The sequence below is a fragment of the Belliella baltica DSM 15883 genome, assembly GCF_000265405.1.
In the GTDB taxonomy this organism is placed as follows: Bacteria; Bacteroidota; Bacteroidia; order Cytophagales; family Cyclobacteriaceae; genus Belliella; species Belliella baltica.
The window spans coordinates 3,124,203-3,151,112 of record NC_018010.1; the positions used below are offsets into that span (position 1 = coordinate 3,124,203).

General features: G+C 35.4%; 27 protein-coding genes. 12 read left to right on the top strand and 15 right to left on the bottom strand.

The annotated features are described in order from the left end of the window. Window positions 1–51: 51 nt before the first annotated feature. Both BELBA_RS14240 and BELBA_RS14245 read right to left on the bottom strand, forming a co-directional pair. A complete protein-coding gene (locus BELBA_RS14240) occupies window positions 52–717 on the bottom strand; it encodes a hypothetical protein (protein WP_014773395.1) in 666 nt (221 codons plus the stop codon). Next, a complete protein-coding gene (locus BELBA_RS14245) occupies window positions 707–1,237 on the bottom strand; it encodes a HEAT repeat domain-containing protein (protein WP_041779392.1) in 531 nt (176 codons plus the stop codon). The genes BELBA_RS14240 and BELBA_RS14245 overlap by 11 nt, the downstream gene beginning before the upstream one ends. 66 nt (window positions 1,238–1,303) lie before the next feature. Here BELBA_RS14245 and BELBA_RS14250 point away from each other — a divergent pair, with 66 nt between their 5' ends. The 3 genes from BELBA_RS14250 to BELBA_RS14260 all read left to right on the top strand — a co-directional run bounded on the left by BELBA_RS14250 (window position 1,304) and on the right by BELBA_RS14260 (window position 4,665). Beyond that, window positions 1,304–2,023: a hypothetical protein gene (locus BELBA_RS14250; protein ID WP_014773396.1), complete on the top strand. Its 720-nt coding sequence runs from the start codon at window positions 1,304–1,306 to the stop codon at window positions 2,021–2,023. 78 nt (window positions 2,024–2,101) lie between these two features. Beyond that, window positions 2,102–2,710, top strand: coding sequence for a hypothetical protein (locus BELBA_RS14255; RefSeq protein WP_014773397.1), 609 nt, complete (start codon window positions 2,102–2,104; stop codon window positions 2,708–2,710). 80 nt (window positions 2,711–2,790) lie between these two features. Further along, window positions 2,791–4,665 carry a CocE/NonD family hydrolase gene (locus BELBA_RS14260; protein ID WP_014773398.1) on the top strand — a complete coding sequence of 625 codons (1,875 nt, stop codon included), beginning with the start codon at window positions 2,791–2,793 and terminating at the stop codon, window positions 4,663–4,665. A 34-nt stretch (window positions 4,666–4,699) separates the two neighbouring features. Here the strand turns inward: BELBA_RS14260 and BELBA_RS14265 are convergent, their stop codons facing one another. The 4 genes from BELBA_RS14265 to BELBA_RS14280 all read right to left on the bottom strand — a co-directional run bounded on the left by BELBA_RS14265 (window position 4,700) and on the right by BELBA_RS14280 (window position 10,591). Next, window positions 4,700–5,398 (bottom strand): TrmH family RNA methyltransferase, encoded by a 699-nt coding sequence (locus BELBA_RS14265; RefSeq protein WP_014773399.1) that lies wholly within the window; start codon window positions 5,396–5,398, stop codon window positions 4,700–4,702. Between the two features lie 25 nt (window positions 5,399–5,423). Continuing rightward, window positions 5,424–8,048, bottom strand: a complete 2,625-nt coding sequence (locus tag BELBA_RS14270; protein ID WP_014773400.1) for a DNA gyrase/topoisomerase IV subunit A — start codon at window positions 8,046–8,048, stop codon at window positions 5,424–5,426. A gap of 111 nt (window positions 8,049–8,159) precedes the next feature. Next, window positions 8,160–10,061, bottom strand: a complete 1,902-nt coding sequence (locus BELBA_RS14275; RefSeq protein WP_014773401.1) for a DNA topoisomerase IV subunit B — start codon at window positions 10,059–10,061, stop codon at window positions 8,160–8,162. A gap of 32 nt (window positions 10,062–10,093) precedes the next feature. Continuing rightward, on the bottom strand, window positions 10,094–10,591 hold the full coding sequence (locus tag BELBA_RS14280) for a hypothetical protein (protein ID WP_014773402.1): 498 nt from the start codon (window positions 10,589–10,591) through the stop codon (window positions 10,094–10,096). A 125-nt stretch (window positions 10,592–10,716) separates the two neighbouring features. Here BELBA_RS14280 and BELBA_RS14285 point away from each other — a divergent pair, with 125 nt between their 5' ends. Beyond that, a complete protein-coding gene (locus tag BELBA_RS14285) occupies window positions 10,717–11,967 on the top strand; it encodes a sterol desaturase family protein (protein WP_014773403.1) in 1,251 nt (416 codons plus the stop codon). After that, window positions 11,960–12,346: a hypothetical protein gene (locus BELBA_RS14290; RefSeq protein WP_014773404.1), complete on the top strand. Its 387-nt coding sequence runs from the start codon at window positions 11,960–11,962 to the stop codon at window positions 12,344–12,346. Before BELBA_RS14285 ends, BELBA_RS14290 begins: the two co-directional genes overlap by 8 nt. A gap of 165 nt (window positions 12,347–12,511) precedes the next feature. On the opposite strand, the gene BELBA_RS14295 is transcribed toward BELBA_RS14290, so the two are convergent. From BELBA_RS14295 to BELBA_RS14305, 3 genes are all read right to left on the bottom strand, one after another. Beyond that, window positions 12,512–12,745, bottom strand: a complete 234-nt coding sequence (locus BELBA_RS14295; RefSeq protein ID WP_014773405.1) for a hypothetical protein — start codon at window positions 12,743–12,745, stop codon at window positions 12,512–12,514. Between the two features lie 566 nt (window positions 12,746–13,311). Beyond that, window positions 13,312–14,241, bottom strand: a complete 930-nt coding sequence (locus BELBA_RS14300; protein ID WP_014773406.1) for an ROK family protein — start codon at window positions 14,239–14,241, stop codon at window positions 13,312–13,314. A 49-nt stretch (window positions 14,242–14,290) separates the two neighbouring features. Next, window positions 14,291–14,779 (bottom strand): YkgJ family cysteine cluster protein, encoded by a 489-nt coding sequence (locus tag BELBA_RS14305; protein ID WP_014773407.1) that lies wholly within the window; start codon window positions 14,777–14,779, stop codon window positions 14,291–14,293. Between the two features lie 107 nt (window positions 14,780–14,886). On the opposite strand from BELBA_RS14305, the gene BELBA_RS14310 reads away from it, so the two are divergent. After that, window positions 14,887–15,246 carry an arsenate reductase family protein gene (locus BELBA_RS14310; protein WP_014773408.1) on the top strand — a complete coding sequence of 120 codons (360 nt, stop codon included), beginning with the start codon at window positions 14,887–14,889 and terminating at the stop codon, window positions 15,244–15,246. Here the strand turns inward: BELBA_RS14310 and BELBA_RS14315 are convergent. Next, entirely contained in the window at window positions 15,243–16,070 is an 828-nt protein-coding gene (locus BELBA_RS14315; RefSeq protein ID WP_014773409.1) for a CvfB family protein, read from the bottom strand. The two genes, BELBA_RS14310 and BELBA_RS14315, sit on opposite strands and share 4 nt — an antisense overlap. Window positions 16,071–16,224: 154 nt before the next feature. On the opposite strand from BELBA_RS14315, the gene BELBA_RS14320 reads away from it, so the two are divergent. Together BELBA_RS14320 and BELBA_RS14325 are read left to right on the top strand one after the other, a co-directional pair. Then, a complete protein-coding gene (locus tag BELBA_RS14320; RefSeq protein ID WP_014773410.1) occupies window positions 16,225–17,115 on the top strand; it encodes a 3-hydroxybutyryl-CoA dehydrogenase in 891 nt (296 codons plus the stop codon). Between the two features lie 66 nt (window positions 17,116–17,181). Continuing rightward, window positions 17,182–17,799, top strand: coding sequence for a deoxynucleoside kinase (locus tag BELBA_RS14325; protein ID WP_014773411.1), 618 nt, complete (start codon window positions 17,182–17,184; stop codon window positions 17,797–17,799). A 320-nt stretch (window positions 17,800–18,119) separates the two neighbouring features. Here the strand turns inward: BELBA_RS14325 and BELBA_RS14330 are convergent, their stop codons facing one another. The 4 genes from BELBA_RS14330 to BELBA_RS14340 form a co-directional block, all read right to left on the bottom strand. After that, the gene (locus tag BELBA_RS14330) at window positions 18,120–18,767 is read right to left on the bottom strand and encodes a DUF7255 family protein (protein WP_014773412.1); all 648 of its coding nucleotides are present in this window, start codon (window positions 18,765–18,767) and stop codon (window positions 18,120–18,122) included. Between the two features lie 5 nt (window positions 18,768–18,772). Further along, window positions 18,773–19,243, bottom strand: coding sequence for a DUF2452 domain-containing protein (locus BELBA_RS14335; protein WP_014773413.1), 471 nt, complete (start codon window positions 19,241–19,243; stop codon window positions 18,773–18,775). Further along, entirely contained in the window at window positions 19,236–19,397 is a 162-nt protein-coding gene (locus BELBA_RS19905) for a hypothetical protein (protein ID WP_169315108.1), read from the bottom strand. The genes BELBA_RS14335 and BELBA_RS19905 overlap by 8 nt, the downstream gene beginning before the upstream one ends. 87 nt (window positions 19,398–19,484) lie before the next feature. Continuing rightward, window positions 19,485–20,054 carry a rhomboid family intramembrane serine protease gene (locus BELBA_RS14340; protein ID WP_014773414.1) on the bottom strand — a complete coding sequence of 190 codons (570 nt, stop codon included), beginning with the start codon at window positions 20,052–20,054 and terminating at the stop codon, window positions 19,485–19,487. Window positions 20,055–20,163: 109 nt separating this feature from the next. Here BELBA_RS14340 and BELBA_RS14345 point away from each other — a divergent pair, with 109 nt between their 5' ends. The 4 genes from BELBA_RS14345 to BELBA_RS14360 all read left to right on the top strand — a co-directional run bounded on the left by BELBA_RS14345 (window position 20,164) and on the right by BELBA_RS14360 (window position 25,281). Beyond that, window positions 20,164–20,496, top strand: coding sequence for a hypothetical protein (locus BELBA_RS14345; protein ID WP_014773415.1), 333 nt, complete (start codon window positions 20,164–20,166; stop codon window positions 20,494–20,496). 83 nt (window positions 20,497–20,579) lie between these two features. Next, window positions 20,580–22,943, top strand: coding sequence for a S9 family peptidase (locus BELBA_RS14350; RefSeq protein WP_014773416.1), 2,364 nt, complete (start codon window positions 20,580–20,582; stop codon window positions 22,941–22,943). Window position 22,944: 1 nt separating this feature from the next. Then, window positions 22,945–24,645: a gamma-glutamyltransferase gene (gene ggt / locus BELBA_RS14355; protein WP_014773417.1), complete on the top strand. Its 1,701-nt coding sequence runs from the start codon at window positions 22,945–22,947 to the stop codon at window positions 24,643–24,645. Window positions 24,646–24,978: 333 nt separating this feature from the next. Continuing rightward, on the top strand, window positions 24,979–25,281 hold the full coding sequence (locus BELBA_RS14360; protein WP_014773418.1) for a DUF3784 domain-containing protein: 303 nt from the start codon (window positions 24,979–24,981) through the stop codon (window positions 25,279–25,281). 210 nt (window positions 25,282–25,491) lie between these two features. Here BELBA_RS14360 and BELBA_RS14365 read toward each other — a convergent pair whose 3' ends face one another. Beyond that, the gene (locus BELBA_RS14365) at window positions 25,492–26,892 is read right to left on the bottom strand and encodes an alpha/beta hydrolase family protein (protein WP_041779692.1); all 1,401 of its coding nucleotides are present in this window, start codon (window positions 26,890–26,892) and stop codon (window positions 25,492–25,494) included. Window positions 26,893–26,910 lie beyond the last annotated feature (18 nt).

Genomic DNA, 26,910 nt, shown 5'->3' on the forward strand with positions numbered 1-26,910 from the left:
CTTTTTTGGGTGGCTATTCTTTATTCATTGTTGATATTGGAAATATGTGGTTTAGTCTAAATTTTCTAGGTGGTTGAGCAAATTTAAAAAACTGGCAAGTGTAAATGGCGTTACCATCATTTCTTTCAATTTATCCAAATAAGCACGTTTTGTAACCTCATATTCAGCTTCATTGTAAAGTTTGCAAAGTGTAATTGCACGTGCAGATCTATAAGTGAAATTCTGAGTGGTTAATTCTTGATCTGGGTTTTTATTAAATAAGAACTCCATATTTTCTGGAACAGTATATTTATCCAACCAATGAAAGCCATCTTTTACTAAAAAGGCTTCTATTCTTTTCAAAATATCATTTACCTCAAAATCATTTTGAAGATAAAATCTCTTAGGCATATTTCTATCAATTTGATTAATAGGAATCACATGAGTGACACTTTTATCTCTAAAATTACCTAACGATGGAAGAAACTGATTGATAATTTCTTCTACTCTATCAAATCTAATTCCCAATTGAATTTCTAGATAATTTGCGTCTGGGTTTTGGATATGATGAAAAAATAAAATTTGTTTTCCTTCTGAAAAGGATTTTGTGTAATGAAGAAGTGAAGGGTCTAGCTCAAACCCAAAATCTTCTAAGAAATCTTCTTGTAAATATATCATTTCTTTAATTTCCATATCCCTATAACCTGTTTTTGAATGCATTTGTTGTTCATTCTTCAAGAAATAATTGTTTTATTTCTTGAAGAATACTTTCAACCTCTTCTTTTTTTATAAGAAAGTCATCACTTTCTTTGTCAATATTGTTTATGTAATGATTCCAATGTTTTTCAGCTTTTTTGATCGTTCTTGGACTGAGGTCAAACTCAACATGATCCAAATAGTCTTTTGCTAGACTAGATGATTTGAAATTTCCGAAAAGGTATATTCTCAATAAATCAACAAATTTACCACTAAGATCAAAACCTTCTAAAGCCTGAACAAAAAGGCCATTAGTGTTTTTATTCTTATTATCAAGAATGATATCCATCAAAGGGTCTAGAGCTTTTTGATTATTTTCTATTTTACTCAAAGCTCTCGCCGCCAAATAGGCAGCATCTTGATCTTCCCCTTTTATTATTTCAATTAATTGATCAACAACTTCTTCAGTACCGATTACAGCTAATTTATCTGCATATTCAAAAGCTTCTGCTTCTGATTTATCACACATTTTCTCTAGTAAATATGGTATTTTATTCTCCATGGTTTTCTAACTTTAGCACTTTACAAATATAAGACCATTCTAAAGTCTTAGGAGAGAAATTTTTATATGAAAATAGAAAAATTTGATAAAAGATTGATTTTCAGATTTGTTACTTTCATGCAATCCCAAGGAATTGCTTACGAATATAACAATAAAAAACATCTACTTAATTTTTTAAAAAATAAGGAATCCATTCTCAAATTAAGACTTCCTTTGGATATTGATTTTGATCAGAATAAAAATTTGCTTTTTGAATCAGATTTCAAAAATTATGTTTTAATCATGATTAGATCTGGAATCGCTTCTGTTGGCTTTTTTGAAAATTACATTAACCATCAGCACAAAGTATTTCGTGCATACATGACACGGAAAAAACAAGGGAAAAGTCAAATCAAACATTTGAAGACGAAAGGAAAATCTAGAGCAGGATCGAGGATTAGATTACAAGAAACCTTGGAATTCTTTGAAAGTATTAATCATCGATTACAAGATCATTTTGACGAATTTAGAATAGATAAAATTGGTATAAGTTGTTCAGAAACGCTTATTCCTTATTTCTATGGTGGAAAAGTATCCACACCATTTGAAAAACATGATAAGCGTATTTTCAAAATCCCAAAACATATTCAAAATCCCACGTTTGAAGAGTTGACCGAAATCAACAAGTTTCTTTTGCAAGCAGAAATAAGAGCAACAGAGGATGGACAAGGCCTTTATCAAGCTTTTCTACAAGAGGTAAATGACAGCACTTCTCATTCCTCTGAAGAAAACGAGGAGGATTGGTAAATGATGTGGAATAATAATTGTTTAATACCTTATTCGAACTCAAGTGATTTCAGTATCTAAATACTTAGATTTTATAATATGATTCAAAAAATTATTCCTTTCATTTTGCTTTTATTTTTTGTTTTGAATGTTAGTCAATCACTCGCTCAACGTTATGGTACAGCTGTGGGCTTAAGGTTAGGATCGAATGATTTCAGCCGTACGATCGGCATAACTGCGCAACAGCGCATTTTACAAAACATCACAATAGAAGGAATCGCTCAATCAGATTTTAGCAGAAATACCACACTTCATGTACTTTTAGAAAAACACAGACCTATAATTTCTAAGAGATTCAATTATTATTATGGGCTAGGTTATTCGTTGGGTTGGGAAGAAAGCAATATTAAAAACCCTGCAACCATGGAAATCATCACCACTTACGGAAACACAACAAATGGGATAGATTTAATTGGAGGGATTGAAATGACAATTTTGAATACAACAGTGGCTCTTGATTACAAGCCAAATTTTAATATGTCAGGTAGAGAAGAGTTTTACCGAGGACAAATAGGTGTTTCTGTTAGAACTGTAATTGTCAAAAGTAAGGTCCAAGATAAAAAAAGAAGACAACGCGCAAGAGAAAAGCGTAGAAAAAACAGAACTCCACTTTTTGAGGGCTTAAGAGAAAAATTTAAAAAGAATTAAAGTCCTTTTATATAATTCACTAGGGTAATGTGCGGATAAAATTTTATTTTAGGTTTTGAATAAACACCAAATTCATACCTATGAAAAAATTTAAAGTATTGTTACTCCTCTTTTTGATTTGGGGAGCAGCCTTCGCACAGGAAAAGTCAATCTTAGAACAGCTTGATGAAGTTGCGATCATTGATCAAAAAGTCATGATCCCTATGCGAGATGGGGTTAGAATAGCTACAGATATTTATCGTCCGAAAGGTGATGCACCTGTACCAATTATTTTTTCGAGAACTCCCTACAACTTCAATTCCTACAGAGATGGAGAATTGACAACTCGAACTCTTCAAACCGCTTTGGAAGCTGTCAAAAGAGGTTATGCTTACGTAGTCCAAAATGAAAGAGGTCGATTTTTTTCAGAGGGAGAATGGGATATTTTAGGAACTCCACTAACAGATGGTTATGATGCTTTTGATTGGATGGAAGCACAGTCTTGGAGTAATGGAAAAATCGGAACTATCGGTTGTTCATCTACAGCTGAATGGCAAATGGCAGTAGCAGCTATGGATCATCCTGCCCACGCAGCATTAATTCCACAGGGTTATGGTGCTGGAGTAGGAAGAATTGGTGATTATTACGAGCAAGGAAACTGGTATCGAGGTGGTGCAGGTCAAATGCTTTTCACCACTTGGCTTTACAGTACACAGCATGACCCAATGGCACCAAGATTGCCAGAAGGAATTCAGCAAGAAGATTTATTACGTTTACAGCGTTTTTATGATATGGCTCCGCGTTATCCAAGAGTTGATTGGAAAGAAGGATTGAGTCATTTACCGATTCAAGATATCATCAAAAATGTAAATGGACCTAAAGGAATCTACGAGGAAATGATCACCCGTAAACCAAATGACCCAAAATGGTTTGAGGGCGGACTTTTCCATGATGATATGGAATTCGAAAAACCAAGTTTTTGGTTTGTTTCCTGGTATGATGTGGCCACAAGTCCAAATTTGGCTCTTTACAATCATGTAAGAAGTAGTGCTAAAGATCCTAAAATTAGAGATAATCAGTATTTGGTGATCGCTCCTACCCTTCATTGTGCTTATACTAGAGCTACAGAAAACACGGTTGTGGGAGAAAGATCTATGGGAGATGCGAGATTGAATTACAATGAATTGACTTATGCTTGGTTTGATTTTTGGCTGAAAGGCGAGGAAAGTCAAATCAAAGAAGAGATGCCAAAAGTTCGCTACTTTACAATGGGATCTAATGAATGGCAATCATCTGACACTTGGCCTCCAAAAGAAGCTCAAATGACAACTTTCTTTCTAGACAGCAAAGGAAAAGCAAATAGCAGATTGGGTGATGGCGTATTAAGTTCAAAACGACCAAACAGGGACAATCCTGATTCTTTCAAATATGACCCAATGAATCCAGTAAATTCCTATGGTGGAAATGTTTGTTGTACTGGGAATGCCATACAAGGAGGCTCTTGGGATCAACAGGAAATGGAATTGAGAGAGGACATTTTGGTCTATACTTCAGATGTTTTGGAAGAAGGAATTGAAGTAAGTGGATTTATTGAGTCTAAGTTATATCTGTCAACAGATGTAAAAGACACAGATTTAACAATCAAATTAATTGACGTTTACCCCGATGGAAGTGCTTATAATCTTGACGAAACTATCCAAAGAGTAAGGTATAGAGAAGGGTATGAAAAAGAAGTTTTTATGGAAAAAGGGAAAGTCTATGAAGTTAATATGACTCCAATGTCAACTTCTAATTTCTTCGAAAAAGGACATCGAATCAGAATTGAAGTTTCTTCATCAAATTTCCCTAGATTTGATAGAAACATGAATACTGGTGGGAATACCTATGATGAAACGGAAGGTGTAGTAGCTACGAATAACATCCATCATTCTAGCAAATATCCAAGTAGTATCACTTTACCAATAGTGAAAAGATAACAATTCATACAAACAAAAAGGGGCATTTTGGAATTCAAAATGCCCCTTTTTGTTTATAATCCTTAAAAAATTCCTTTTCATGCAAGACTGAGTTTTTTACAATATCTCTATACCATTTGGAGCGGAGAACTTCTTTTTCTGCTTCTGTTAAATAGAAATCTGGAAGATCTAAAGCAGATGCTTTGCGCTGAAGATCAAGTAGAAAAATTGATGCTGCTACCGATATATTGAAACTCTCCGTAAATCCATCCATTGGAATATGCACCAAGCCATCAGCTTGTGAAATCATCTCCTCACTCACTCCTTCATGTTCGTTACCAAAAACCAAAGCCGTCTTTTCATCGACATTCAAATCATGAATTGAAATACTTTCTGCCCTAGGACTTGTTGCATAGATTTTAAAACCCTTTTTTTTCAAATCGGAAACACAGCAAGTCACCGCATTCCCTCCATAATTGCTGTATTTATGAATATCAACCCACTGTGCGGCTCCTCGGGTGACATACGGATTTACCTTGTATTCTTGCTCCTTCTCAATGATATAGACGTCCTGAATACCAAAACAATCAGCCGTCCTGAGAACGGCTGATGCATTGTGTGGTTTATAAATATCTTCTAAGACAACAGTGAAATATCTCGTTCTCTTAGCAAGAATTTCCTCCATCAAAGCCATCTTATGTGGTGTGATGTACCCACTTAGATAGATTAAAAATTCTTTCTCTTTACTATCCATTTATATTTTTACGATAGAAGAATGACTAAAACAAGCCCAATTGATCTTCGTCATCTTTACTGATTTTCAGATCGATTGTAGAGCCGATTTCCAAGGAATCGTCATCATTACCATTAGTTTCAGAATCCCCTTCTTCCTCCTCTGTTTTCTCTACTTTTTTTGGCTGGATCAATTCAATTTCTAGAACCTGATGTGAAGAAAACTTATTCCCTACCGATTTCCATCCTTTGACATCGATCAGCATATCCAAATCATATTCATTTTCTTCTTGCTCCTTCCCTTTCTGAATTTTTGCTTTTACTTGAGGTTGTTTTTCAGTGGATACAAGTTTCAGATAGGATTGCTTGTGGTCTGAGATAAAATTGAATTTCTTATTGATCGTGGAGGTTTCAATCAAGAATCTCTTGACAAAATAAGTCTTCGAAATTCCATCATAATAGATTGCAGAGATCACCTTTTGTGCATCAAATTTTTCAATTAAAAGTACATCTTGAGCTTCATATCGATTTGTAAGCTCAAATGTGGTCAATTCATAATCTCCATTTTTATAGAATACTAAAATTCTGTCTTCACCTAAGAAATTCCCAATTAAGACTCCTCTTTGGTCAGTGTTTAACCTTCCTACAGACCTGTCAAAATAGATATCCAACCCTCCTAAAGTAGAAACGCCTTCCATTTTGAGTTGAATTTTTCTGATTGGATACTTCGTCAATATGTTTCCTCCAGCACCTCTTCCTTTTATTTCTATGGTACTAAAGTCAAAATCAAATACTTTTACTCTAGCTTTTGCACCTTGAGTCAAGTAAATTGTAACAATTTCAGCTTCTCCATTTGCATTTGCGGTAAGATAGAGCACTTTAGAGCCTTTTGTTCCCTTGGTCAATTCGTATTCTCTATCTCTAGTTACAGCTAAAACTTGGAATCTTTTGACCATCGCTCTTCCAGACTCACCATCAAGGTAGATTAGATTGTAAACCATTCGTTCGTCGCCCTTTCGGAAGACTGCTACATGGAGAATATCCTTTCCTACAAAGCCCTTTTCCTGAATCCTACTGACAATACACTTTCCATCTCTTCGGAATACGATAATATCATCCAAATCAGAACAGTCACAAACAAACTCGTCCTTTTTCAACCCATAGCCAACAAATCCATCTGCTCTGTTTACATACAATTTGGCATTGTTTGCGGCTACAACTGTTGCTTCAATTTGATCAAAAGTTCTAATTTCAGTTTTTCGTTCTCTTCCTTTTCCATATTTGGTCAAAAGATTTTCATAGTATTTGATCGCATACGCGGTGAGATGCTTCAAATTGTAGTTTACTTCCTTCAGCTCCTCTTCCAACTTTCGCATCAATTCGTCTGCTTTGAAAGCATCGAATTTTGAAATTCTTTTAATCTTGATTTCTGTTAAGCGAACAATATCTTCTGTCGTGATCTCTCTGTAAAAACTTGGCTTGAAAGGTTCCAAACCTTTGTCAATAGTCTGAATAACAGCATCCCAAGTTTCACACTCTTCAATATCTCTATAAATCCTATTTTCAATAAAAATCTTTTCCAAAGAAGAGAAAAGTAATTTCTCCATCAGTTCTGCCTTGCGGATTTCAAGCTCCTTTTTTAGAAGCTCTTTTGTCTGCTTGGTATTGTATTGAAGAATGTCATTGACTGAAAGAAATACCGGTTTGTCTTGGATAATCACGCAAGCATTTGGAGAAATACTCACTTCACAATCTGTAAATGCATACAAGGCATCGATCGTCATATCAGGTGACTGACCCGGTGCCAATTGAATTTGAATCTCTACATCTTTCGCTGTATTATCTACAACTTTTTTGATTTTGATCTTCCCTTTATCATTCGCTTTGATAATAGATTCAATCAAAGAATTGGTTGTTGTACCAAAAGGTATATCTTTGATTAACAAAGTTTTATTATCACCTTCTTCAATCCTTGCTCTAACTTTTACCCTTCCGCCTCTTTGGCCTTCATTATATTCTGAGAAGTCTGCTAAACCACCTGTTGGAAAATCAGGAAAAAGGTTTGGTCTTTCACCTTGAAGAATTTGAATTGAACCTTGAATTAGCTCGATAAAGTTATGAGGAAGAATTTTCGTTGATAATCCAACTGCAATACCCTCTACACCTTGCGCCAATAAAAGAGGGAATTTAACCGGTAAGGTTACCGGTTCTTTTTTTCTTCCATCATAGGAAAGTTGCCAGTCAGTAGTTTGCGGGTTGAAAACAACTTCTAATGCAAACTTAGATAATCTTGCCTCGATATATCTCGAAGCAGCTGCACCATCACCAGTACGGATATCACCCCAGTTCCCTTGCGTTTCAATTAATAATTCTTTTTGACCTAAGTTAACAATAGCATCTCCGATTGATTGGTCACCATGTGGGTGATACTGCATGGACTGTCCGATGACATTGGCAACCTTGTTGAATCGCCCATCATCCATCTCCTTCATCGCATGAAGAATCCTGCGCTGCACGGGCTTCAAACCATCTTCTATTGCAGGAACTGCTCTTTCTAAAATTACATAAGAAGCGTAGTCTAGAAACCATTCCTTGTACATTCCTGTCACAGGGATTGACTCGTTTAAAGAACCTTCTTTGTCTTCTAGATTATCGTTATTTTGATCACTCATTCTTGTTCAATGTATTTCTTCGGTCAACTCTCTTGTCTATGCAAGAGAAAAACATTTATTTCAAATAGAATCTAATTCAAAACCTAAAAAAGGTTGTTTAATAGATGAATCTTAGGCAGCTTCATCCTCTTCATCTATTTTTTGATCCTTTTCCGGATCATTATGAACGATATCTTTTTCAATCTTCAGATTATCAATGATAAAGGTCTGTCTATCAGGGGTATTTTTACCCATATAGAAACCAAGAAGATCAGCAATTTTAGTTTCTTTATTCAAAATGATCGGCTCTAAGCGAATATCTTCTCCGATAAATGTTCCAAACTCACCTGGTGAAATTTCTCCTAGTCCTTTAAAACGGGTGATTTCAGCTGTTTTACCTAGTTTATGAATGGCTCTTTGGCGTTCTTCATCAGTGTAGCAATAGATCGTCTCCTTTTTATTTCTAACACGAAACAAAGGGGTATCCAAAATATACAAATGACCATTTTTTACCAAATCAGGGAAGAATTGAAGGAAGTAAGTCATGATCAACAATCGGATGTGCATTCCATCAACATCGGCATCTGTCGCAATGACGATTTTTCTGTATCGGAGATTTTCTATGCCGTCTTCAATGTTAAGGGCATGCTGAAGTAAGTTGAACTCCTCATTTTCATACACTACTTTCTTGGTCATTCCAAAGCAATTCAATGGCTTTCCCCTTAATGAAAATACTGCTTGTGTTTGTACATCACGGGATTTGGTGATAGAACCTGAAGCAGAATCCCCTTCTGTAAGGAAAAGCATGGTGTTATTCTTCTTTTCCTCATCCCCTTTCGGGTCATCATAATGAACGCGACAATCTCTGAGCTTTTTATTATGAAGGTTTGCTTTTTTGGCTCTTTCATTTGCGAGTTTTTTGATACCTGAGATTTCCTTTCTTTCTCTTTCAGATTGAAGGATTCTTTTCAATAAGGCATCTGCGACTGCAGGGTTTTTATGCAAATAATTATCTAGCTCTACTTTTAAAAAATCATTTACGAAGGTTCTTAAAGTAGGACCGTCTCCTCCAATCGTTTGAGAACCAAGCTTTGTTTTTGTTTGTGATTCAAATACAGGTTCTTGTACTCTGACTGCTATGGCCGCCACTACGCTTTGGCGGATATCTGATGCATCATAATCTTTTTTGTAAAACTCTCTAACCGTCTTTACTATCGCCTCTCTAAAAGCCGCCAAATGCGTCCCTCCTTGTGTGGTGAATTGTCCATTAACAAATGAATAATACTCTTCACCATATTGATTACTGTGGGTGATAGCTACCTCAATGTCATTTCCTTTGAGATGAATGATTGGATACCTTGCGCTTTCTTCATCCACTTTTCTTGTCAAAAGATCATAGAGCCCTCTTTCAGAAAAGAATTTCTTTCCATTATAATTGATGGTAAGACCTGCATTCAGAAATGCATAATTCCAAATTTGATTTTCAAGATACTCAGGTATAAAATGATAATTTTTAAAAACGGAAGCATCTGGGGAAAATATAATTTTAGTACCATTTCTATCTGAAGATTTAGTAACAGCTTGATCATTGACCAAAACCCCTTTCTCAAATTCAGCTACTTTAGTTTCACCGTCTCTATACGATTGAACTTTGAAATAGTCAGAAAGTGCATTTACTGCTTTTGTACCTACACCGTTTAGTCCTACAGACTTTTGGAAAGCACCTGAATCGTATTTTCCACCAGTATTGATTTTGGAAACACAGTCAATGACTTTTCCCAAAGGAATCCCACGACCATAATCTCTTACTTCTACTTTATGCTCCGAAATTTTGATATCGATGGTCCGACCATAGCCCATCATGTGTTCATCGATACTGTTATCGAGAATTTCTTTCACTAGCACATAAATACCATCATCTTGGGCACTTCCGTCACCCAACTTTCCGATATACATACCCGGCCTCAACCTAATATGTTCTCTCCAGTCAAGGGACTTGATACTATCTTCTGTATATTGAACGTGTTCTGCCATTTCAATTTTTACTTATCTATTTGTGAAATAAATTAAATGGATTTTGATTGAACTTCCTTGAATTTCTGTCCTAAAATCCAAAATAACCCACCTATCCAAATTACAAAAAAGATCGGAATGAGATAAAAGAAGAAACTGAATTCACCTGAACTGATCTCATTTTGGTTGTTGATGCTGTGGATGAATAATGCCATGATTGTCAAACTAATATTGATCACTCCTACGAAACTATAAATCCATGCAATGATCAAATCACTAAGCCTTTCCCCTTTCGGAAACAATCTTTTTAAGTTCGCAGTGCTTTGATTTTCAATAAGCTTTCCAGGCACGATCATTATGACATTCAATACGATGAATATGATCATCCCAGAATAGAAAAAAGTCTCTTTAGGAACACTTTTCAAAAAACCTCCATTTTCATCAAGCTGATATGCAACAATATCAGACAAGGAAGCATAGATATAAAGAAACGATAGAATAAATACTAATACTGATATAAAATGGAATACTTTGCCAAATCGGTAATACATAATGGTGATTGTTTTAAGCCGCTAATATAAAGATTTATGCTTACCAAAATCGAATAGCTTTTTTCCTTTATTCAGTTTTTATCAGTAGTTTTCAGACACAAATTACCCAATAACCTGAAAGTAAGATGAATCTGAGTCCTGTAATAATAGCCATCCCCATTTATTTTCTTTTGATGGGAGTAGAGTTGATCGTTCTTCGATTTCAAAAAAATCCGAGTTATAGAATGAATGATGCCATCACAAACATCAATCTTGGTGTGGTATCTCAAGTTACAGGAGTATTTATCAAAGTACTTTCGATTGGAGTTTATGCTTTCTTGTTTGAGCAATTTGCCTTTTTCCAGATTGAAAATAACATCTGGACATTTCTCCTGCTGTTTTTTCTTTATGACTTTTGCTATTATTGGGCACATAGAAAATCGCATGAGATTAATTTGTTTTGGGGTGGCCATGTAGTACATCATTCTAGCGAAGAATATAATTTATCCGTGGCATTGAGACAGAGTTCTACGCAGACGATTTGGACATTTTTCTTCTATTTACCTTTGGCTTTTATTGGTTTTGATCCGGTTTCTTTGGTTTTGGTGTCAGCGCTCAATCTACTTTATCAATTTTGGATTCATACAGAGGCAATCGGTAAAATGGGTTTTCTGGAGAAATTTATGAATACGCCTTCACATCATCGGGTTCATCATGGAAGAAACCCAAAATATATTGACAAAAATCATGGAGGAACATTTATCATCTTTGATAAATGGTTTGGAACGTTCCAAGAAGAAGAGGAAAAGCCAACATATGGCATCACTGTTCCTGTCAACAGCTGGAATCCTGTTTGGGTCAATTTATCGCATTATGCGAATATGAAACAGGAAATGAAGCAAATCCCAAATTGGTCAGATAAAGTCAAGTACCTCTTCAACAAACCAGGTTGGCTGCCCGAATATTTGGGTGGACAGAGGGAAGTGAAAGATGTAGATGAAAACTACAGGAAGTTTGATACGAATGTTCCAAAACCTTTAAATTTCTATGTTTTCTTCCAATATGTGGTTTTGATGGGTTTGACAGCCTATTTCCTTTTCAATTTAGACTCTTTTGATTGGGTGATGAAAGTTGCTCTATCTGCTTTGATTATTTGGAGTACTGTGAGCTTTTCGGGGATTTTTGAACAAAGTCGCTGGTATCATGTTCAAGAAATCGTCCGCGTTGCTCTTTTCTCAGTTGCAGCTTGGTATATCGGGTTGAATTTCTTCCCGGAAAATATAATCATCATAGTGCTTTTTCTCTATGCTATCTCCTCTTACTTTTGGCTTTGGAAAAACGAATCGGTCGTCAAAAATTTCCAAAAGTCACTCAACAATGAAAAATTACATGCGTAGCATTTGTTTCTTAGCTTTTATTGCTTTTTCACTTTTATTAAATTCTTGCTCTGGTAAATTAGAAGTTGGCGACATCGACCTGGTCAACTGGAAAAATGACAGATATGGCTGCAATGGCTTAAGAATTCAGCAGCTTGATGAAATTCAGAAAATGAAAAATGATTTTTTGGGAGCAAATAATCAGCAATTGATCAAAACATTTGGAAGACCGGATCGGGTGATGCTTGTGGACAAAAGTCAAAGCTTCTTCTTCTATTTCCTTGACCCTAGTGATAAGTGTGAAAACTTTAATTCAGATGAAGCTCCGCTAAAAGTCATGTTCAGACTTAACGCAATCAATAAGGTCAGCGAAGTTACTATCAGTAGATTGGATCCATAAAAAGGTTATTAGGTTAACTGGTTATTTGGGTAATTGAGTGCTGGATCAAGTTTTTTATGTAATATAATTTGTTTGAATAGTAATTTTACTTTAACACTCTGTGTTATATGAAGTCCCAATTAGATGCAAATTACGATAAGGTATGGCGGACAGCTTATACAGAACTTAAAAATTAAATTTACTTTCAATTTCTTTTCGAACAGATTCACGAGACTCGTACTTTCCTTTATCCAACTGCTCTAAGCCTTCATCAATGGCAGCTTGATCCTCTGTAGTTAATCCTTCCCAAAAATCTACCTCATCTTCAATTTTTAATAGTGATTTGACTGCATTCAAGACCTGTTCGTTATTACTGTTGATAATTTCCGATATAATCCTGTATTTTACCGAGATATCCATGTGTTTGAATTGTATTTTATTGACAAAATAAAGTTAACGATTTTTTTAGATATTTGAAATCATCACTTCGGCTTCAGATACTCTGGGATTTCTTTCCAACTTCCAATAGGTGATTTAATTGAATCAGAAACAGGATGATCAAGTAGTATTCTGGACTTTTTTTCCTAAATATAGGAACTTCAACTATATAAAGTTCTCCAACTCTTGGTTTGAAAATTCCTCTTGGAGTGTTATTTACATACTTTTTTGACTCAAAAATAAAATTAAACTGAACATCTGGACTTTGACCCCAAGCAGGAACAATTCGAAAACCTCCCCAATTACATATCTTTTTTTTAAAGCATTATAGTTCTTTTGTCAAAAATAATTGACGATAAAAATTACCAAAATCGTTAGTATGGTTTTAATCAATAATGATCTGATTTTCTTCTTAGCAGCTTCCATTTTGATTAGATTTTTTGAAATATACCATAAGAATAGTTAATTACAAATATACCTTTAGTCTAAAAACCAAAAATCCCCATAGAAAATACTTCCAAGGGGATTTTATTAAGCTTCAACTCATTTTATTCCTCCATAAAACAAAGCGCAGCAGCTCCTAAGGTACCGGCATTATTTTCAAGTGTTGCTTTGGCAAGCTTAAGGTCATTTACATAGTATTTGGTAAGGAATTGTCTTACTGTCTTATCCAAAGCAGGCATCATAAATTCCAATCCAGCCGAGATTCCTCCTCCAAAATAAACATGTGTAACATCCAAAATCCGAATAGCCGATACGATTGCTTCGCCTAAAACTCTAGCTACTTCTTCAAAGACCATAATAGAAACTTGATTGCCTTTTTTGGCTGTATCTACTAAAAGATGAGTACCGAGTTCTTGTCCAATCAAGTCATTTCCTGCCAAATCAGGATATGCTCTGATCATCCTATCCATGATTCTAAGTATTCCGTCTCTACCAATAATTCTTTCCAACCCCTCATTCCCTCTAGAAAGCATATGCCCCATTTCCATGGCATTACCACGTGAACCTTTGAAAACTTCTCCATCCATAATTAATGCACTTCCTATTCCAGTCCCCATGGTGATAAAAAGAAAATTTTCGGGTGGATTTGCTGTTCCATAGCGATATTCACCTAAGGCAGCGGCAGCAGCATCATTTTCTAGAAAAAATTTCTTATTCGGATACTTATCTAATAAGCTTTGCTTCAGATTAAAACCATTTAGAGCTGGAATTGCTGGAATTTCTAATGTAGTAGTTCTGTCCTTTGAAATAAGTCCTGGTAAACCAATACCAATTTTCCTTACCTCAGGATATTTTTCTAAATATTTCCCAACAACATCCACAAAACATGGATTGAATCCTCTTGGGTCATCTCTGTAGGGAGTTGTATCTTCTTTGTCAAAAGCAACAATTTCTCCCTGTCTATTGACAAGCCCAATCTTCAAATGCGTGCCTCCCACATCGATTCCCAAAAAATGTTCGTCTTTGTTATTCATAGTAATTTTTCAATAGGTTTAGATTGCTAAAAATAATAAAGTCTTTGCTTTACTTCCTAAATTCTTTAGCAAAGTCTTTAAATATTTCATTCACAGCAGGACAAACCAAAGTGTTTTGTAATGTTAAGTTAAGAATTCCATGCATGTTTTTTCTATTTGTATGAGGATATTCTCTACAAGCCTTTGGTCTTTCTTCATATACAAAACAGGTGTTATCAGAATTGAGAAATGGACAGGGTGCATTTTTTAAAACATAATCTCCATCATCATCTCTAAATAAGTAGGTCTCAATAAAATCTGAAGACTTCATTCTAAAAAGCTTTGAGAGTCGGTCAATATCGGTTTGGATAAAAATTGGACTTGTTGTCTTACAGCAATTCGCACAAGTCAAGCAATCTATATTTTCAAATTGTTTATCATGTGATTTTTCAAACATCAAATCTAAAGATTTTGGTTTGATCCTTCTGAGCTTTTCTTTAGTCTTTTGATGACTTTTGAAGTCTGCCTTACTTGATAATTTGAAATTTTCTATATCCATTTTTATAAAATACTGTTCAAATATACCGATTCTGTAAATTTAATAAGTACTAAATTTGGATTTTAAGGATAATTACCTATCTTAAATGTCCCTAAACTCAGATAACTATGAAAATGCATCCAAACGAACTGTTTTTTTATTACAACCCCAATCACAGTGTAGATAAGCAAGTTAGGGCTTATGCACATTCAGTTGCCAATCATGTCAATGAAATCAATATGGGGAAAGAAAAGATCACCACTACAGGTTGGAGATCAATTCTTGATAAATTAGATCTCAGACCAAAGGACTTGTTGAATAGAGCTCATCCCGATTATCAAACTCATATCGCAGGTAAAAATTGGGATGATGAAAGTTGGCTTCAAATATTGGTGCGCTATCCACATTTGATCAAAGCACCAATTGCCATTATGAAAAACAAAGCTGTACTTTGTACTTCTCCAAATCAAATCCTCAAATTGAACTAGATGAGTTCAATTCCATTATCCAAGATCTTAATTAGTTTGGCTTTATATAATTGACCTATTGACTGCTTAAAGTGTTTTTTACTCATTCCCAGCAACTCTTTAATAGACTCAGGGGATGATTTATCATGAAGGGGCAAGAATTTCTTCACTTTTAAAACAGTAAGGATTTTTTCAGCCCCTTCTTCATATTTTTCTCTTCCTATTGGCTCAATTCTAAGATCCAATTTGCCGTCTTCTCTTCGTTTTTTTACAAAAGCTCGTATTTTATCACCTAATTCTAAAGGAATAAAAACTTCATTTTTGTATAATAGCCCTTCAAAAGCATTTTCAATTAGCACTTTGAAACCCAAATCCGTTTCAGCAAAAATTAAAGCTTCTACTTCCTGTCCTTCTTCAAACCCCCTAGTTTCTAATTCAAGAAAATCTTCATATTTACTCACCCCAATCAATCTGTCTGTCTTATAATCCAAGCAAACTCTTACAAGATATTTCGCTCCTTCTACCATGTCCACATGCATCTCTGATTTAGGAACAAACAAATCTTTTGGCAAGCCCCAGTCCATAAATGCTCCAAATCTCGTGATTTCTTTAGCTTCCATCACTGCAAATTCATCCAAAAGTGCCACCGGCCTGTTAGTCACAGCCACTGGTCTATCTTCGCTATCTGTATAAACAAAAACCTCAACTTCTTGCCCTTCTTTAAACTCTTCTTTCAAATAACTTTTTGGCAACAAGACCTCTTCACCATCGTGAAGCGCCAAATATGCCCCATTAGCAGTGAACCTATTGATCAACAGACTATTGATTTTCCCCAATTCTTTCATGTCGCAAAGGTAAGTAAATTACTTGAAGTAGAAATTGGAAAAGGGGGTGAATCAATTTAGATTTGAAGGCTGAATAGCAATTAATCTTCAAGCTGAAAAGACAATTTTTGACTTTGCTTGTTAATCATACAGTTCATATAAACCCATATTATACATGAAAAATATAGCAGTAATCGGCTCAGGAACGATGGGAAATGGAATTGCGCATGTTTTTGCTCAATTTGATTACAAAGTTTCCTTGATCGATATCAATCAAAATGCACTCGAAAAAGCTTTGGCCACTATTGGTAAAAATTTAGATAGACAGGTTTCTAAAGGTTTACTTTCAGAATCGGATAAATCCAAAGCACTTTCAAATATTACTACTTTCACTAAAACAGAGGATGGAGTAAAGGATGCAGATTTGGTGGTGGAGGCAGCTACTGAAAATGTAAATATCAAACTCGAAATTTTTCGGGAATTGGATAAAATCTGTCCTGCTCATACGATTCTCGCTTCCAATACTTCTTCGATTTCAATTACAAAGATTGGTGCAGTGACTTCCCGCCCGGATAAAGTCATCGGAATGCACTTTATGAACCCCGTTCCTGTGATGAAATTGATTGAAGTGATCAGAGGTTACGCGACTTCTGACGAGGTTACTAATGGAATCATGGAATTGTCTCGTAAACTTGAAAAAGTCCCTGTTGAAGTAAACGACTATCCTGGTTTTGTAGCGAACAGGATTTTGATGCCAATGATCAATGAAGCTATTTATACCCTTTATGAAAGTGTAGCAGGAGTTGAGGAAATTGATACGGTGATGAAATTAGGAATGGCGCATCCAATGGGACCATTGCAACTTGCAGATTTCATCGGTTTGGACGTTTGTCTTTCTATCTTAAGAGTACTTCATGATGGTTTTGGAAATCCTAAATATTCCCCTTGCCCACTTTTGGTGAATATGGTGGAAGCAGGATACAAGGGCGCAAAAACGGGAGAAGGTTTCTATAAATACACTCATGGAAGCAAAGAAGTCGTCGTTTCTTCTCAATTCAAAAAATAATTGTTTATCAAATAAAAATCAGAAAGAGGCAATTTTGACTTGTCTCTTTCCTCTTCTTTTATCAGAATGCATATAGCAGTATCAGGAAATATCGGTAGCGGAAAAACAACACTTACAGAGAAATTAGCGAAACATTATGGTTGGAAAGCCGAATTTGAGGCCGTGGATAACAATCCATATCTGGCTGATTTTTATGAAGACATGAAGCGATGGTCTTTTCACCTGCAAGTTTACTTTTTGAATAGCCGATTCAATCAAATCAATGTCATTCAAAATAGTGATTTGTCTATCATTCAAGATCGAACGATCTATGAAGATGCCTATATTTTTGCAGCCAATTTGTATAAATCAAACTTGATCAGTCAGAGGGATTATGATAATTATCTGAACTTGTTCCATTCGATGATCAATTTTGTGAAAGCTCCTGATCTTTTGATTTATCTGAAAGCAGATATTCCAAAACTCGTCGGGCAAATCGAAAAAAGAGGTAGAGATTATGAAAATGCTATCCGAATAGATTATTTAAAAAACCTGAATGCCCACTATGAAGAGTGGATTGCAAACTATGACAAAGGAAAATTATTGATTGTCGATGTCAATGACATGGATTTCGTAGCCAATCAAGAAGATTTTTCTGCGATTGTAGGGCAAGTGGATCGTGAGATTTTTGGTTTGTTTTCCTAAAATTACTTAACAGTGATTAGTTAATAGTTGATTAGTTATTAGTGAATAGTGGATTTATTTATTGGTGGATTAGTTAATAGTGGATTGGGTTATCGGTGGATTGGGTGATCAGTCAATTAGGGAATAGTAAATTGAGCTATATGAGTTGATAGTTGTCTAAATTATTGGTCGATTAGTTACTAAATCATCTACTCAAAAACCAATCAACTATTTTACTTAATTAACCAATAACTAAATCAACTATTTCACTGAATTAACTAATAACTAATTATTAAATAAAATAAGTCTTTAAAACTAATCCAAAGCTTAAAGATTAATCATTAAACTAACTTCCGAAATAACCAATTTTTGATTGCCTGAAAGGTCTCTTCTTTTGGATTGAGAAGCAAATCGTCAATTTTCTTCAAGCTTCCTCCTGTCATGATATTTTCGTAAACAGGAATTCTTATCAGTTTATATCCATGAAGTCTAGTCAGCAAATCGTATTGGGCGTCATTGTAAGCGTTGAGTTTCCAACCTGAACTTCCATTTCCAGATAAGTCTCCAGGCTCCTCAGATTTACCGAAAACCTTTTCTGCAATTGGTGGCCCATACCAAACCCGCTCTTGCAAACCAGATTTCAAACAATCCTTTTCAAAAGTCCTGCAAAGTCGCTTGTAAGCATCCGACCAAGTAAATGAAAAAGTTTCATAAAGATCAGATTTCAAAGTAGATAATCTATATCTATTGAAGTGAACTGAATCGTCATAGATGAATAAAAATCTATTGATTTTAAAATCAAATTTGAGTCTTTCCAATAAAGGAAGGTGATGTACACTCCCTCCTAAAGAATCAAAAATTTCAGTTAATAACTCGTCACCTTTTCCCTTTAAATATTCAGAATTAACTTCCAGACGGAAATCTTCCTCTATCTGATATTCAGAATCTTTTAAAATTTGGATCAGATGATCGACTTTTATTTGATGCAATTGATTTAGGGTTTTGATGAGCCCTCTCGCAAGATTTCCCAAGTGTGGTCAGCGAGAAGTTTGATTTCAGCTACAAAGCTAGCAAAACCTTTTTTCCTTCCCCATTCTTCAGGTGCAATCATGCTCAAAAAGTCTGTACCTTCCTCTTTTTCATACAAATAATAAATATGATTGATCAATGGCTCGAAGCTGATACTTGCTTGATAAATTCTTTCAGAAACTTCAACTCTTTTTTGAATCAACTTTGCTTGATCTGCGAGTAATTGCATCTGTTTATAGATTTGAGCCATTTGCATATCGGTCTGCGAATGCATGGCTGAAACTGCCCTTCCAGTGATTTTACCTTTGTCCTCGGGACGAATGATTGCTCCACCAGAAGTGTGCGCATAAGGAAGAAGACCAGGGTTTTCTGCCGTCATTTCTTTCATGCGATCTAAATCTATTTTATCAACGTCTATTTTTTGCTTTTTACTCATTTGCTTTTATGCTATCACTTGGAGCTATTCTTTCTTTTAAATTTCCCTTTGCACCTGGAAAAGTAGTACGAGTAGATATGTCATAACCTATCCACATCATGGCAAGTAAAAACAAACCTGCGATTATCAGAAAGATGAGCTTATTTTTATTCATATTTATCGGTATCCTAACAGCTATTTGTTGTAAACGGTTTTAATTTATGCAAAAATACTAGATTCCTATTAGATAAAAATGACACATTTAGACTTTTCTACTCATCCAAAATGCAGTTACAACGCCTACACAAGCACCTGCTAGGTGTGATTCCCAGGAAACCCTGCCACTTCCTGGAACTACACCATAAAATATACTTCCATAAAAAAGGAGAATAAAAGCTGAAATAGCTAAGGTTTTATAAGTTCCTTTGAACAATCCCAAAAAGATCATAAAAAATACCAATCCATAAATCAAACCACTCGCTCCAATATGAATATACGGTCTCGCAGCAAGCCAAACGATACTATTTGTGATAAGCAAGCAACTTAAAAAAACTTGATTTGCAATATGATCATAAAAGAAATAAAGCATTGTAGTGAGTACAAAAAATGGTAACAAATTTGTAATTAAATGTATATGATTTCCATGTAAAAAAGGGGAGAATATAATACCTGGAAGATGAATCAAACTCAATGGAAAAATCCCTAGAAAATTCAACCTGATATTGAAACTTACCTCCAATAAAAAAACAAGAATCATCAAAAGAGAAAGTCTTGAGGATACCACCAAGCTTTCACGGATGTTTTTCACATATTTTCTATTCTTGATTTTCATTTTATCTGAAATTAAAAAAAATGTTTAACTTTCGCTTATGAGTTGTTCTTTCAAATTTTAAAGTCAACTCCCACACACTTTCTAATGTTTACTACCCAGGCTAATATCTATGTACGAATTAATTAATGCACAAACAATTTTTCAATACTTTGGTGATGATGATAAAGAAATGATCAGAGAAATGATTCAAATAATTTTGGATACAAATCTTCATGACCTCAAGCAATTAGATGTGCATTATTCTGAAAAAGATTTTGTAACAGTCAAAAAAAAGTGCCATAAAGCAAAACCAAGTATGAGCTACATAGGTGCTATAGACACCAGAAAAATGCTCGAAGCTATAGAAGCTGATTTAGAAAATTCATATCCAATCTATGAAACTTTAATTAGTAATATTGAAATAATTGAGAAGGAGCTGAATGATTTTCTTGAAAAACTCTAATCTCTTATAATTTCTTAACCACCCATACTTTTTTGCCTGTTCTTTCTATTTGAATGCTTATTATTGAAAAAAAATATAAGCATATGAGAAAGATTACTTCGATTGTATTTATTTTATTCTTTTTATCCAGCATTGGATATGCTCAAAGTGAACTGAGCATTGAAAAAATTATGAAAGATCCCAAATGGATGGGAAACTTCCCTTCTAACATTCGATGGGATGATCAAAGTAAACATATCATTTTTAATTATAACCCCGAAGGGAATCCATCTGATTCTTTATATAAAATCGCTGTTAGCAAAACTGATCAAATCGAGAAAGTCACTTTAGAAGAGCAGCGCGCATTTATTCCTTCTTTTGCCAACAGCAACCTAGCACAAACCAAGAAAGTGTATGTTAGAAATGGAGAAATAATTCTAGTTGAAGTCTCTTCTGGGAAGAAAACTTCGCTCCTGAATTGGGGTGATAGAATCAGTACACCACGGTTTTTAGCTAATGAAAACAGAATTTCCTTTGAATCAGGAGGAAATTTATATGTTCTTGATATTGATAGCGGGAAAATTAATAGAGTAACAAATATCAATTCCGGAAATAAAAGAATTTCTAGAGAAGGATCAAAAATCAACGATAGAGAGATTTCTCTGAGAGAAGAAAATCTTGAATTGTTACAAGTTGTCAAAGAACGAGAAGAAAATAGAGAAAGCTCAAGAGCTTATAGAGAAGCTACTGCTGAAGCTGAGCCTTTTGCCTATTACCTAGGAGACAAATCAGCTTCTTCACTCCAATTGAGCCCTGATGAAAAATTCACTACTTTTAATTTGATAACTAGAGCTGAAAATAAAAGAACCGTCGTTCCTGACTACACCCATGTCTCTGGATACACCACAGATATCAATACCAGATCAAAAGTAGGTGACGAGCCGACTAAAGTTGAATTGGCACTTTATGATATCCAAAATGAAAAAGTAACAATAATTGATGCGAGTACACTACCTGGAATCCAAGATTTGCCAGATTACACAAAGGATTATCCAGAGAAAAATTGGGAAGTGAAAGACAGAAATGTAACCTTCTCCTCTCCTATTTTTTCCAATGATGGCAAATTTGCGATTGTCAATATCAGATCTTCGGACAACAAAGACAGATGGATAGCGCAATTGGATTTGAATACTGCTGAACTTAAAGTGCTGGATAGACAAAGGGATGAAGCCTGGGTGGCAGGTCCTGGTGTTGGTTCTGCTTATGGAGGAGGAACTTTAGGTTGGCTACCAGATAACAAGCACATTTATTTCCAGTCAGAAGAAAGTGGTTACTCGCATCTTTACATTTTGGATGTGACAACTGGAAGCAAGAAAGCACTGACGAGTGGAAAGTTTGAAGTTTTCAATCCATTTATTTCAAAGGATCAAAAATCGTGGTACTTAACGACTTCAGAAGTGCATCCTGGGGAAAGACATTTTTATAAAATGCCTCTAATGGGCGGGAAAATGGAGAAATTAACCAGTATGACTGGCAATAATGATGTAAGCCTTTCACCTGATGAAAAGCATATGGCAATCCTTTATTCTTACAGCAACAAGCCTTGGGAATTATTCCTAAAACCAAACAATGCTAAAGCAGAGTCCAAGCAATTGACTTCAGGTCAAAGTGAGGAATTTAAAGCTTATAATTGGAAAGATCCTGAGTTGGTTAATTTCACAGCTCAAGATGGAGCTTCTGTTCCTGCAAGACTCTATAAACCAAACCCTGAGAAGAGCAATGGAGCAGCTGTCATTTTTGTCCATGGTGCTGGCTATCTTCAAAATGTCCACAAATGGTGGTCTAGTTATTTTAGAGAATATATGTTCCATAATCTTTTGACTGATTTGGGCTATACAGTTTTAGATATTGATTACAGAGGTTCTGCTGGTTATGGGAGAGATTGGAGAACAGGAATTTATCGTCACATGGGAGGAAAAGACTTATCAGATCAAGTTGATGGTGCTAAATATTTGGTTGCACAGCATGGTGTAGATCCAGAGAGAGTTGGTCTTTATGGAGGTAGTTATGGCGGGTTTATAACTTTGATGGCTCTTTTCAATGAACCCGATACATTCAAATCAGGTGCAGCATTACGTTCTGTAACAGATTGGGCACATTATAACCATGGTTACACTTCCAATATTCTCAATGAACCCTTCAATGATCCAATTGCATACAAGCGTTCTTCACCAATCTATTTTGCAGAAGGATTGAAAGGGAATCTTTTGATCGCTCACGGTATGATTGATACGAATGTTCACTTTCAGGATGTAGTACGACTTGCACAGAGACTAATTGAATTGGAAAAAGACAATTGGGAAATGGCCGTCTATCCAGTAGAAGATCATGGTTTTGTAGAACCAAGTAGTTGGACTGATGAGTACAAGCGTATTCTGAAATTATTCAATACTACCCTTTTAGATTAAGATGAAAATTAGATCTATAATCAGTTTTGCTCTTGTTGTACTTCTATTTCTTTCATCTTGCGATAAACCTGTAGAAAGGGAAGTTACAAGAGGTTTGATTGCACAAAAGGCCATGGTCGTGTCTGCAAGAAAGGAGGCTTCAGAAATTGGACTTTCAATCCTTCAGAGAGGAGGAAATGCTTTTGATGCGATGGTTGCTACAGAACTTTCATTAGCTATTGCATTTCCATTTGCAGGGAATCTTGGAGGAGGAGGTTTTATGGTTTATAGAATGGCTGATGGAAGTATCGGTTCTATAGATTATCGAGAAAAAGCACCTATGGCAGCTACAAGAGATATGTATCTTGACGAAAGCGGTGAAGTAATCCCCAGATTAAGCACTACAGGAGCATTAGCTGTTGGCGTTCCGGGGACGATTGCCGGTATTCTGGAAGTTCATAGAAAATTTGGAACACTTCCACTTGAAGAAATTTTAGCACCAGTTATTCAATTTGCAGAAAAAGGTGCAGCAGTAACAGAAAAACAAGCTTCAGGCCTTCGTAGTAATAGAAATATTATTGCTGAAGTTAGTGGAGAAAACTCCCTTTTTGCCCAAGAGTTTAATGTAGGTGATACGATCAAATACCCTGCTTTAGCTGAGACCTTGAGAAGAATCGCTAAAAATGGTAGGGATGAATTCTATAAAGGTGAAACTGCAGAGAGATTGGTTCGATTTCTTCAAGAAAAAGGTGGAATCATCACCATGGAAGATTTGGCTTCTTATGAAGCACAATGGAGAGAACCAATTGTCTTCGATTACAGAAGTCATAAAATCATCTCAATGGCACCTCCGAGCAGCGGAGGTGTCACGATTGCACAGATATTCGGTATGATCGAAGAGTTTGATCTAAAATCAATGGAGCATAATTCACCAGAATATATCCAAGTGTTAGTAGAAGCTGAACGAAGAGCTTATGCAGATAGGAATTACTACTTAGGAGATCCTGATTTTGTGGAAGTTCCGGTAGCTCAAATGTTGGATAAAGCCTATCTGAAATCTCGCATGTCAACTTTTACCAAGGAAAAAGCAACGCTTTCCTCTGAAGTTGCTCAGGGAAGCATTCAGTTTCAGGAAAGTGATGAGACTACACACTACTCTATATTAGATCAATTTGGAAATGCTTTAGCCATCACAACTACGCTCAATGGTGCATTTGGCTCAAAGTTGTTTTGTGATGATTTGGGTTTTTTCTTGAACAACGAGATGGACGATTTCTCCGCAAAAGCAGGAGTTCCCAATATGTTTGGGCTGATTGGTGCTGAGGCGAATAAAATTGAACCTGGAAAACGAATGCTTAGCTCCATGACACCTACTTTGGTGGAAAAAGATGGGCAGCTATTAATGATTGTGGGAACGCCTGGTGGATCTACCATTATAACTTCGGTAGTTCAGACGATTCTCAATGTAATCGAGTTTGATATGGGTATGCAAGAAGCCGTTAATGCAGCTAGATTTCATCATCAGTGGCTGCCTGATGAGATCAGATTTGAAAAAGAAGTATTTACACAAGAAACCTTGGAAAAGCTTAAAGCAAAAGGCTATCTGATCAATGAGTCTCCTTCACCCATCATCGGAAAAGTCGATGCAATTTTGGTATTAAAAGACGGTAAGTTGGAAGGTGGTGCTGATCCTAGAGGTGATGATACGGCTGTTGGGTATTGATAAGGGGGGAAGCGAAATAATTACATGCAAAAGTAAGAATGGACCTAGCTGGGTCCATTTTTTTATTTTCATACAACTCCTAATATTATAAAAACCCTTCATCAATGGTCTGGAATCCAGCTGATCCTCAGTCCCATATTTAGTCATGGGTTATTTTTTCTAAAATACCGAAAAAGAGAAAAGAGTTGCTTTGACTGGTAATGTTCCATAAAACATTGCAGATATCAAAAATTACACTTATTTTAACCTGAGTTTTTAGTGAGACAGGTTGTGATGGGAGTCGTAATAATTCTGGTTCTATTCTGAATATTTGATAGATAATAAGCAAAAATTATGGATGCATTGATGGCAGGAGTTCTTTATTTAATTATTGGTTTTGTGGTAAGGATTTTTCCTAATATTATCGCTGGTTATAACAGTTTGTCCCAAAGAAATCAAGAAAGAGCTTCGAATAATGGATTACCGTTTTTTGCTTTTGTTCTATTCAGTCTGATGGGTATTTTATGCATTATTTCTTATCCTGTATCCCTCTGGCTCGAAATGCCCAATTTGACTTCAGGAGTACAGTTAAGCGTAACATTGGTTGGAGTGGTGATATTTATTGTTTTTGGAAATTTATTAGCAAATCATAGGTGATTTGCAAAGAATGATAAAATTGGTACCTTCTAACGATTTAAATTGACAGCCCGCTGGTGAAGTAAATTGGCCCCCCGTCAAAAGTTATTTTCACTTGATCTTCTATTTTATATCTAATATATTTCTACTTTATTTCCACCCTATTTCTACTAAATTTCCACTCAATACCTACTTTATTTCTACTCTATTTCCTTTACAATTCAATAAAGGTTACTGTTCCTTAATAAACTTCACCATATCAGAAAGTACTTTTTCATTGAAAGTTTCTTCTATTTTTCCGTATTCATCTACTCCACCTGTTTGAGCGGTTTGAAAAAGATGGTTTAGATTCTCATAAACTTTGAGTGTAAGCAAGTCAGGCTTGTCTTCAAATAACTCTATTAATCTATTTCCATTTTGACTCGCTGCAACTTGCAAATCTTTGGTTCCGAAAGCTGCAAATACTGGAATATCTATATTGTTGATATAATTTTCAGGATTCATTTTTAGGAAATTTACCATCCAAGGTGTCAATTGACTTTCATAAGCCTTGCGAAGAGAGGTCATTTGACTTGCCCACATATTTTCTGGTACATACATCTCTTTAAGATTTGCTTCAAAAATTGGCTCTAATGCTGCTTTCCATTCTTCATCGGACTGACTGTCTATTACTGCTTGATATACTTGCTTATTTTTATTTACTTCAGATTTTACAACTGATTCCGGTAAACCAGAAACTCTTGCTAATTCTTCAGTTTGCTTAGTCATCAATTCCTTTATAGGTATTACAGGACCTGCAAGAGAAACTAAAAAACTCAAATCATTTTCTTCCGAACCTAGCATCCATGAAATCAATCCGCCCTCACTATGTCCAATCACTCCGATTTTTCCCAAATCTACTAATGGATGTTTCTTTAAAAAGTCAATTGCCGACGCAACATCATTTTTTAAATCAAAAGTAGTTGCACTGCTAAAATCTCCAGAAGATTCTCCAATTCCTCTTTCATCATAGCGAAGTACAACTATTCCATTTTCTGAAAGATAATCTGCTATTACCCAAAACGGTTTATGACCTAATATTTCATGGTCTCTCGTATGGGGTCCCGAACCTGTGATCAAAACTACAGCAGGGAATTTTCCTTCTCCTTTTGGTTTCGTCAATGTACCCATCAATGTGATATTGTCACTTTTATTTTCAAAACTTACTTCCTGAATTTCATAATTGAATGGCGCTTTTGGAGTTTGTGGTCTTTTGGGCATTTCTTTTTTCTGAATGTCCTCAGGATTTGCTCGCGTAAAATCTAGCGGAAGCTTCATTCCTCCTTGAGAAAAATTTCCTTTGATTTCATCATTAGTAAGCACACCTTCATAAAATGCATTTCCCATGCTCATCTCAAAACTTACCATCAATTCGTTGGCAAGGACTTTTTTCATGGGTATTCCGATCGCATTCTGACTAGGGCTATCCATTTTCCCCGTCCATTCTCCATTTTGTTCCTCAAAATGGACAATTAATGGAAGACTTTGTCCCATCACTTTCAAATCTCCCTTCCAACTTCCTTTAATGTCTTGTGCGTCAACTTGTGGAACAAAATATAGCAGCATTAAAAAAGAATAAAATAGTGTTTTCATATCTTGTTTGTTTGAATA

Bases quoted from the DNA above. Each gene is read 5' to 3' on its own strand.
- BELBA_RS14245 (WP_041779392.1), bottom strand. From the start codon at position 1,237: ATGGAGAATAAAATACCATATTTACTAGAGAAAATGTGTGATAAATCA.
- BELBA_RS14250 (WP_014773396.1), top strand. From the start codon at position 1,304: ATGAAAATAGAAAAATTTGATAAAAGATTGATTTTCAGATTTGTTACT.
- BELBA_RS14255 (WP_014773397.1), top strand. From the start codon at position 2,102: ATGATTCAAAAAATTATTCCTTTCATTTTGCTTTTATTTTTTGTTTTG.
- BELBA_RS14260 (WP_014773398.1), top strand. From the start codon at position 2,791: ATGAAAAAATTTAAAGTATTGTTACTCCTCTTTTTGATTTGGGGAGCA.
- BELBA_RS14265 (WP_014773399.1), bottom strand. From the start codon at position 5,398: ATGGATAGTAAAGAGAAAGAATTTTTAATCTATCTAAGTGGGTACATC.
- BELBA_RS14270 (WP_014773400.1), bottom strand. From the start codon at position 8,048: ATGAGTGATCAAAATAACGATAATCTAGAAGACAAAGAAGGTTCTTTA.
- BELBA_RS14275 (WP_014773401.1), bottom strand. From the start codon at position 10,061: ATGGCAGAACACGTTCAATATACAGAAGATAGTATCAAGTCCCTTGAC.
- BELBA_RS14280 (WP_014773402.1), bottom strand. From the start codon at position 10,591: ATGTATTACCGATTTGGCAAAGTATTCCATTTTATATCAGTATTAGTA.
- BELBA_RS14285 (WP_014773403.1), top strand. From the start codon at position 10,717: ATGAATCTGAGTCCTGTAATAATAGCCATCCCCATTTATTTTCTTTTG.
- BELBA_RS14290 (WP_014773404.1), top strand. From the start codon at position 11,960: ATGCGTAGCATTTGTTTCTTAGCTTTTATTGCTTTTTCACTTTTATTA.
- BELBA_RS14295 (WP_014773405.1), bottom strand. From the start codon at position 12,745: ATGGATATCTCGGTAAAATACAGGATTATATCGGAAATTATCAACAGT.
- BELBA_RS14300 (WP_014773406.1), bottom strand. From the start codon at position 14,241: ATGAATAACAAAGACGAACATTTTTTGGGAATCGATGTGGGAGGCACG.
- BELBA_RS14305 (WP_014773407.1), bottom strand. From the start codon at position 14,779: ATGGATATAGAAAATTTCAAATTATCAAGTAAGGCAGACTTCAAAAGT.
- BELBA_RS14310 (WP_014773408.1), top strand. From the start codon at position 14,887: ATGAAAATGCATCCAAACGAACTGTTTTTTTATTACAACCCCAATCAC.
- BELBA_RS14315 (WP_014773409.1), bottom strand. From the start codon at position 16,070: ATGAAAGAATTGGGGAAAATCAATAGTCTGTTGATCAATAGGTTCACT.
- BELBA_RS14320 (WP_014773410.1), top strand. From the start codon at position 16,225: ATGAAAAATATAGCAGTAATCGGCTCAGGAACGATGGGAAATGGAATT.
- BELBA_RS14325 (WP_014773411.1), top strand. From the start codon at position 17,182: ATGCATATAGCAGTATCAGGAAATATCGGTAGCGGAAAAACAACACTT.
- BELBA_RS14335 (WP_014773413.1), bottom strand. From the start codon at position 19,243: ATGAGTAAAAAGCAAAAAATAGACGTTGATAAAATAGATTTAGATCGC.
- BELBA_RS19905 (WP_169315108.1), bottom strand. From the start codon at position 19,397: ATGAATAAAAATAAGCTCATCTTTCTGATAATCGCAGGTTTGTTTTTA.
- BELBA_RS14340 (WP_014773414.1), bottom strand. From the start codon at position 20,054: ATGAAAATCAAGAATAGAAAATATGTGAAAAACATCCGTGAAAGCTTG.
- BELBA_RS14345 (WP_014773415.1), top strand. From the start codon at position 20,164: ATGTACGAATTAATTAATGCACAAACAATTTTTCAATACTTTGGTGAT.
- BELBA_RS14350 (WP_014773416.1), top strand. From the start codon at position 20,580: ATGAGAAAGATTACTTCGATTGTATTTATTTTATTCTTTTTATCCAGC.
- ggt (WP_014773417.1), top strand. From the start codon at position 22,945: ATGAAAATTAGATCTATAATCAGTTTTGCTCTTGTTGTACTTCTATTT.
- BELBA_RS14360 (WP_014773418.1), top strand. From the start codon at position 24,979: ATGGATGCATTGATGGCAGGAGTTCTTTATTTAATTATTGGTTTTGTG.
- BELBA_RS14365 (WP_041779692.1), bottom strand. From the start codon at position 26,892: ATGAAAACACTATTTTATTCTTTTTTAATGCTGCTATATTTTGTTCCA.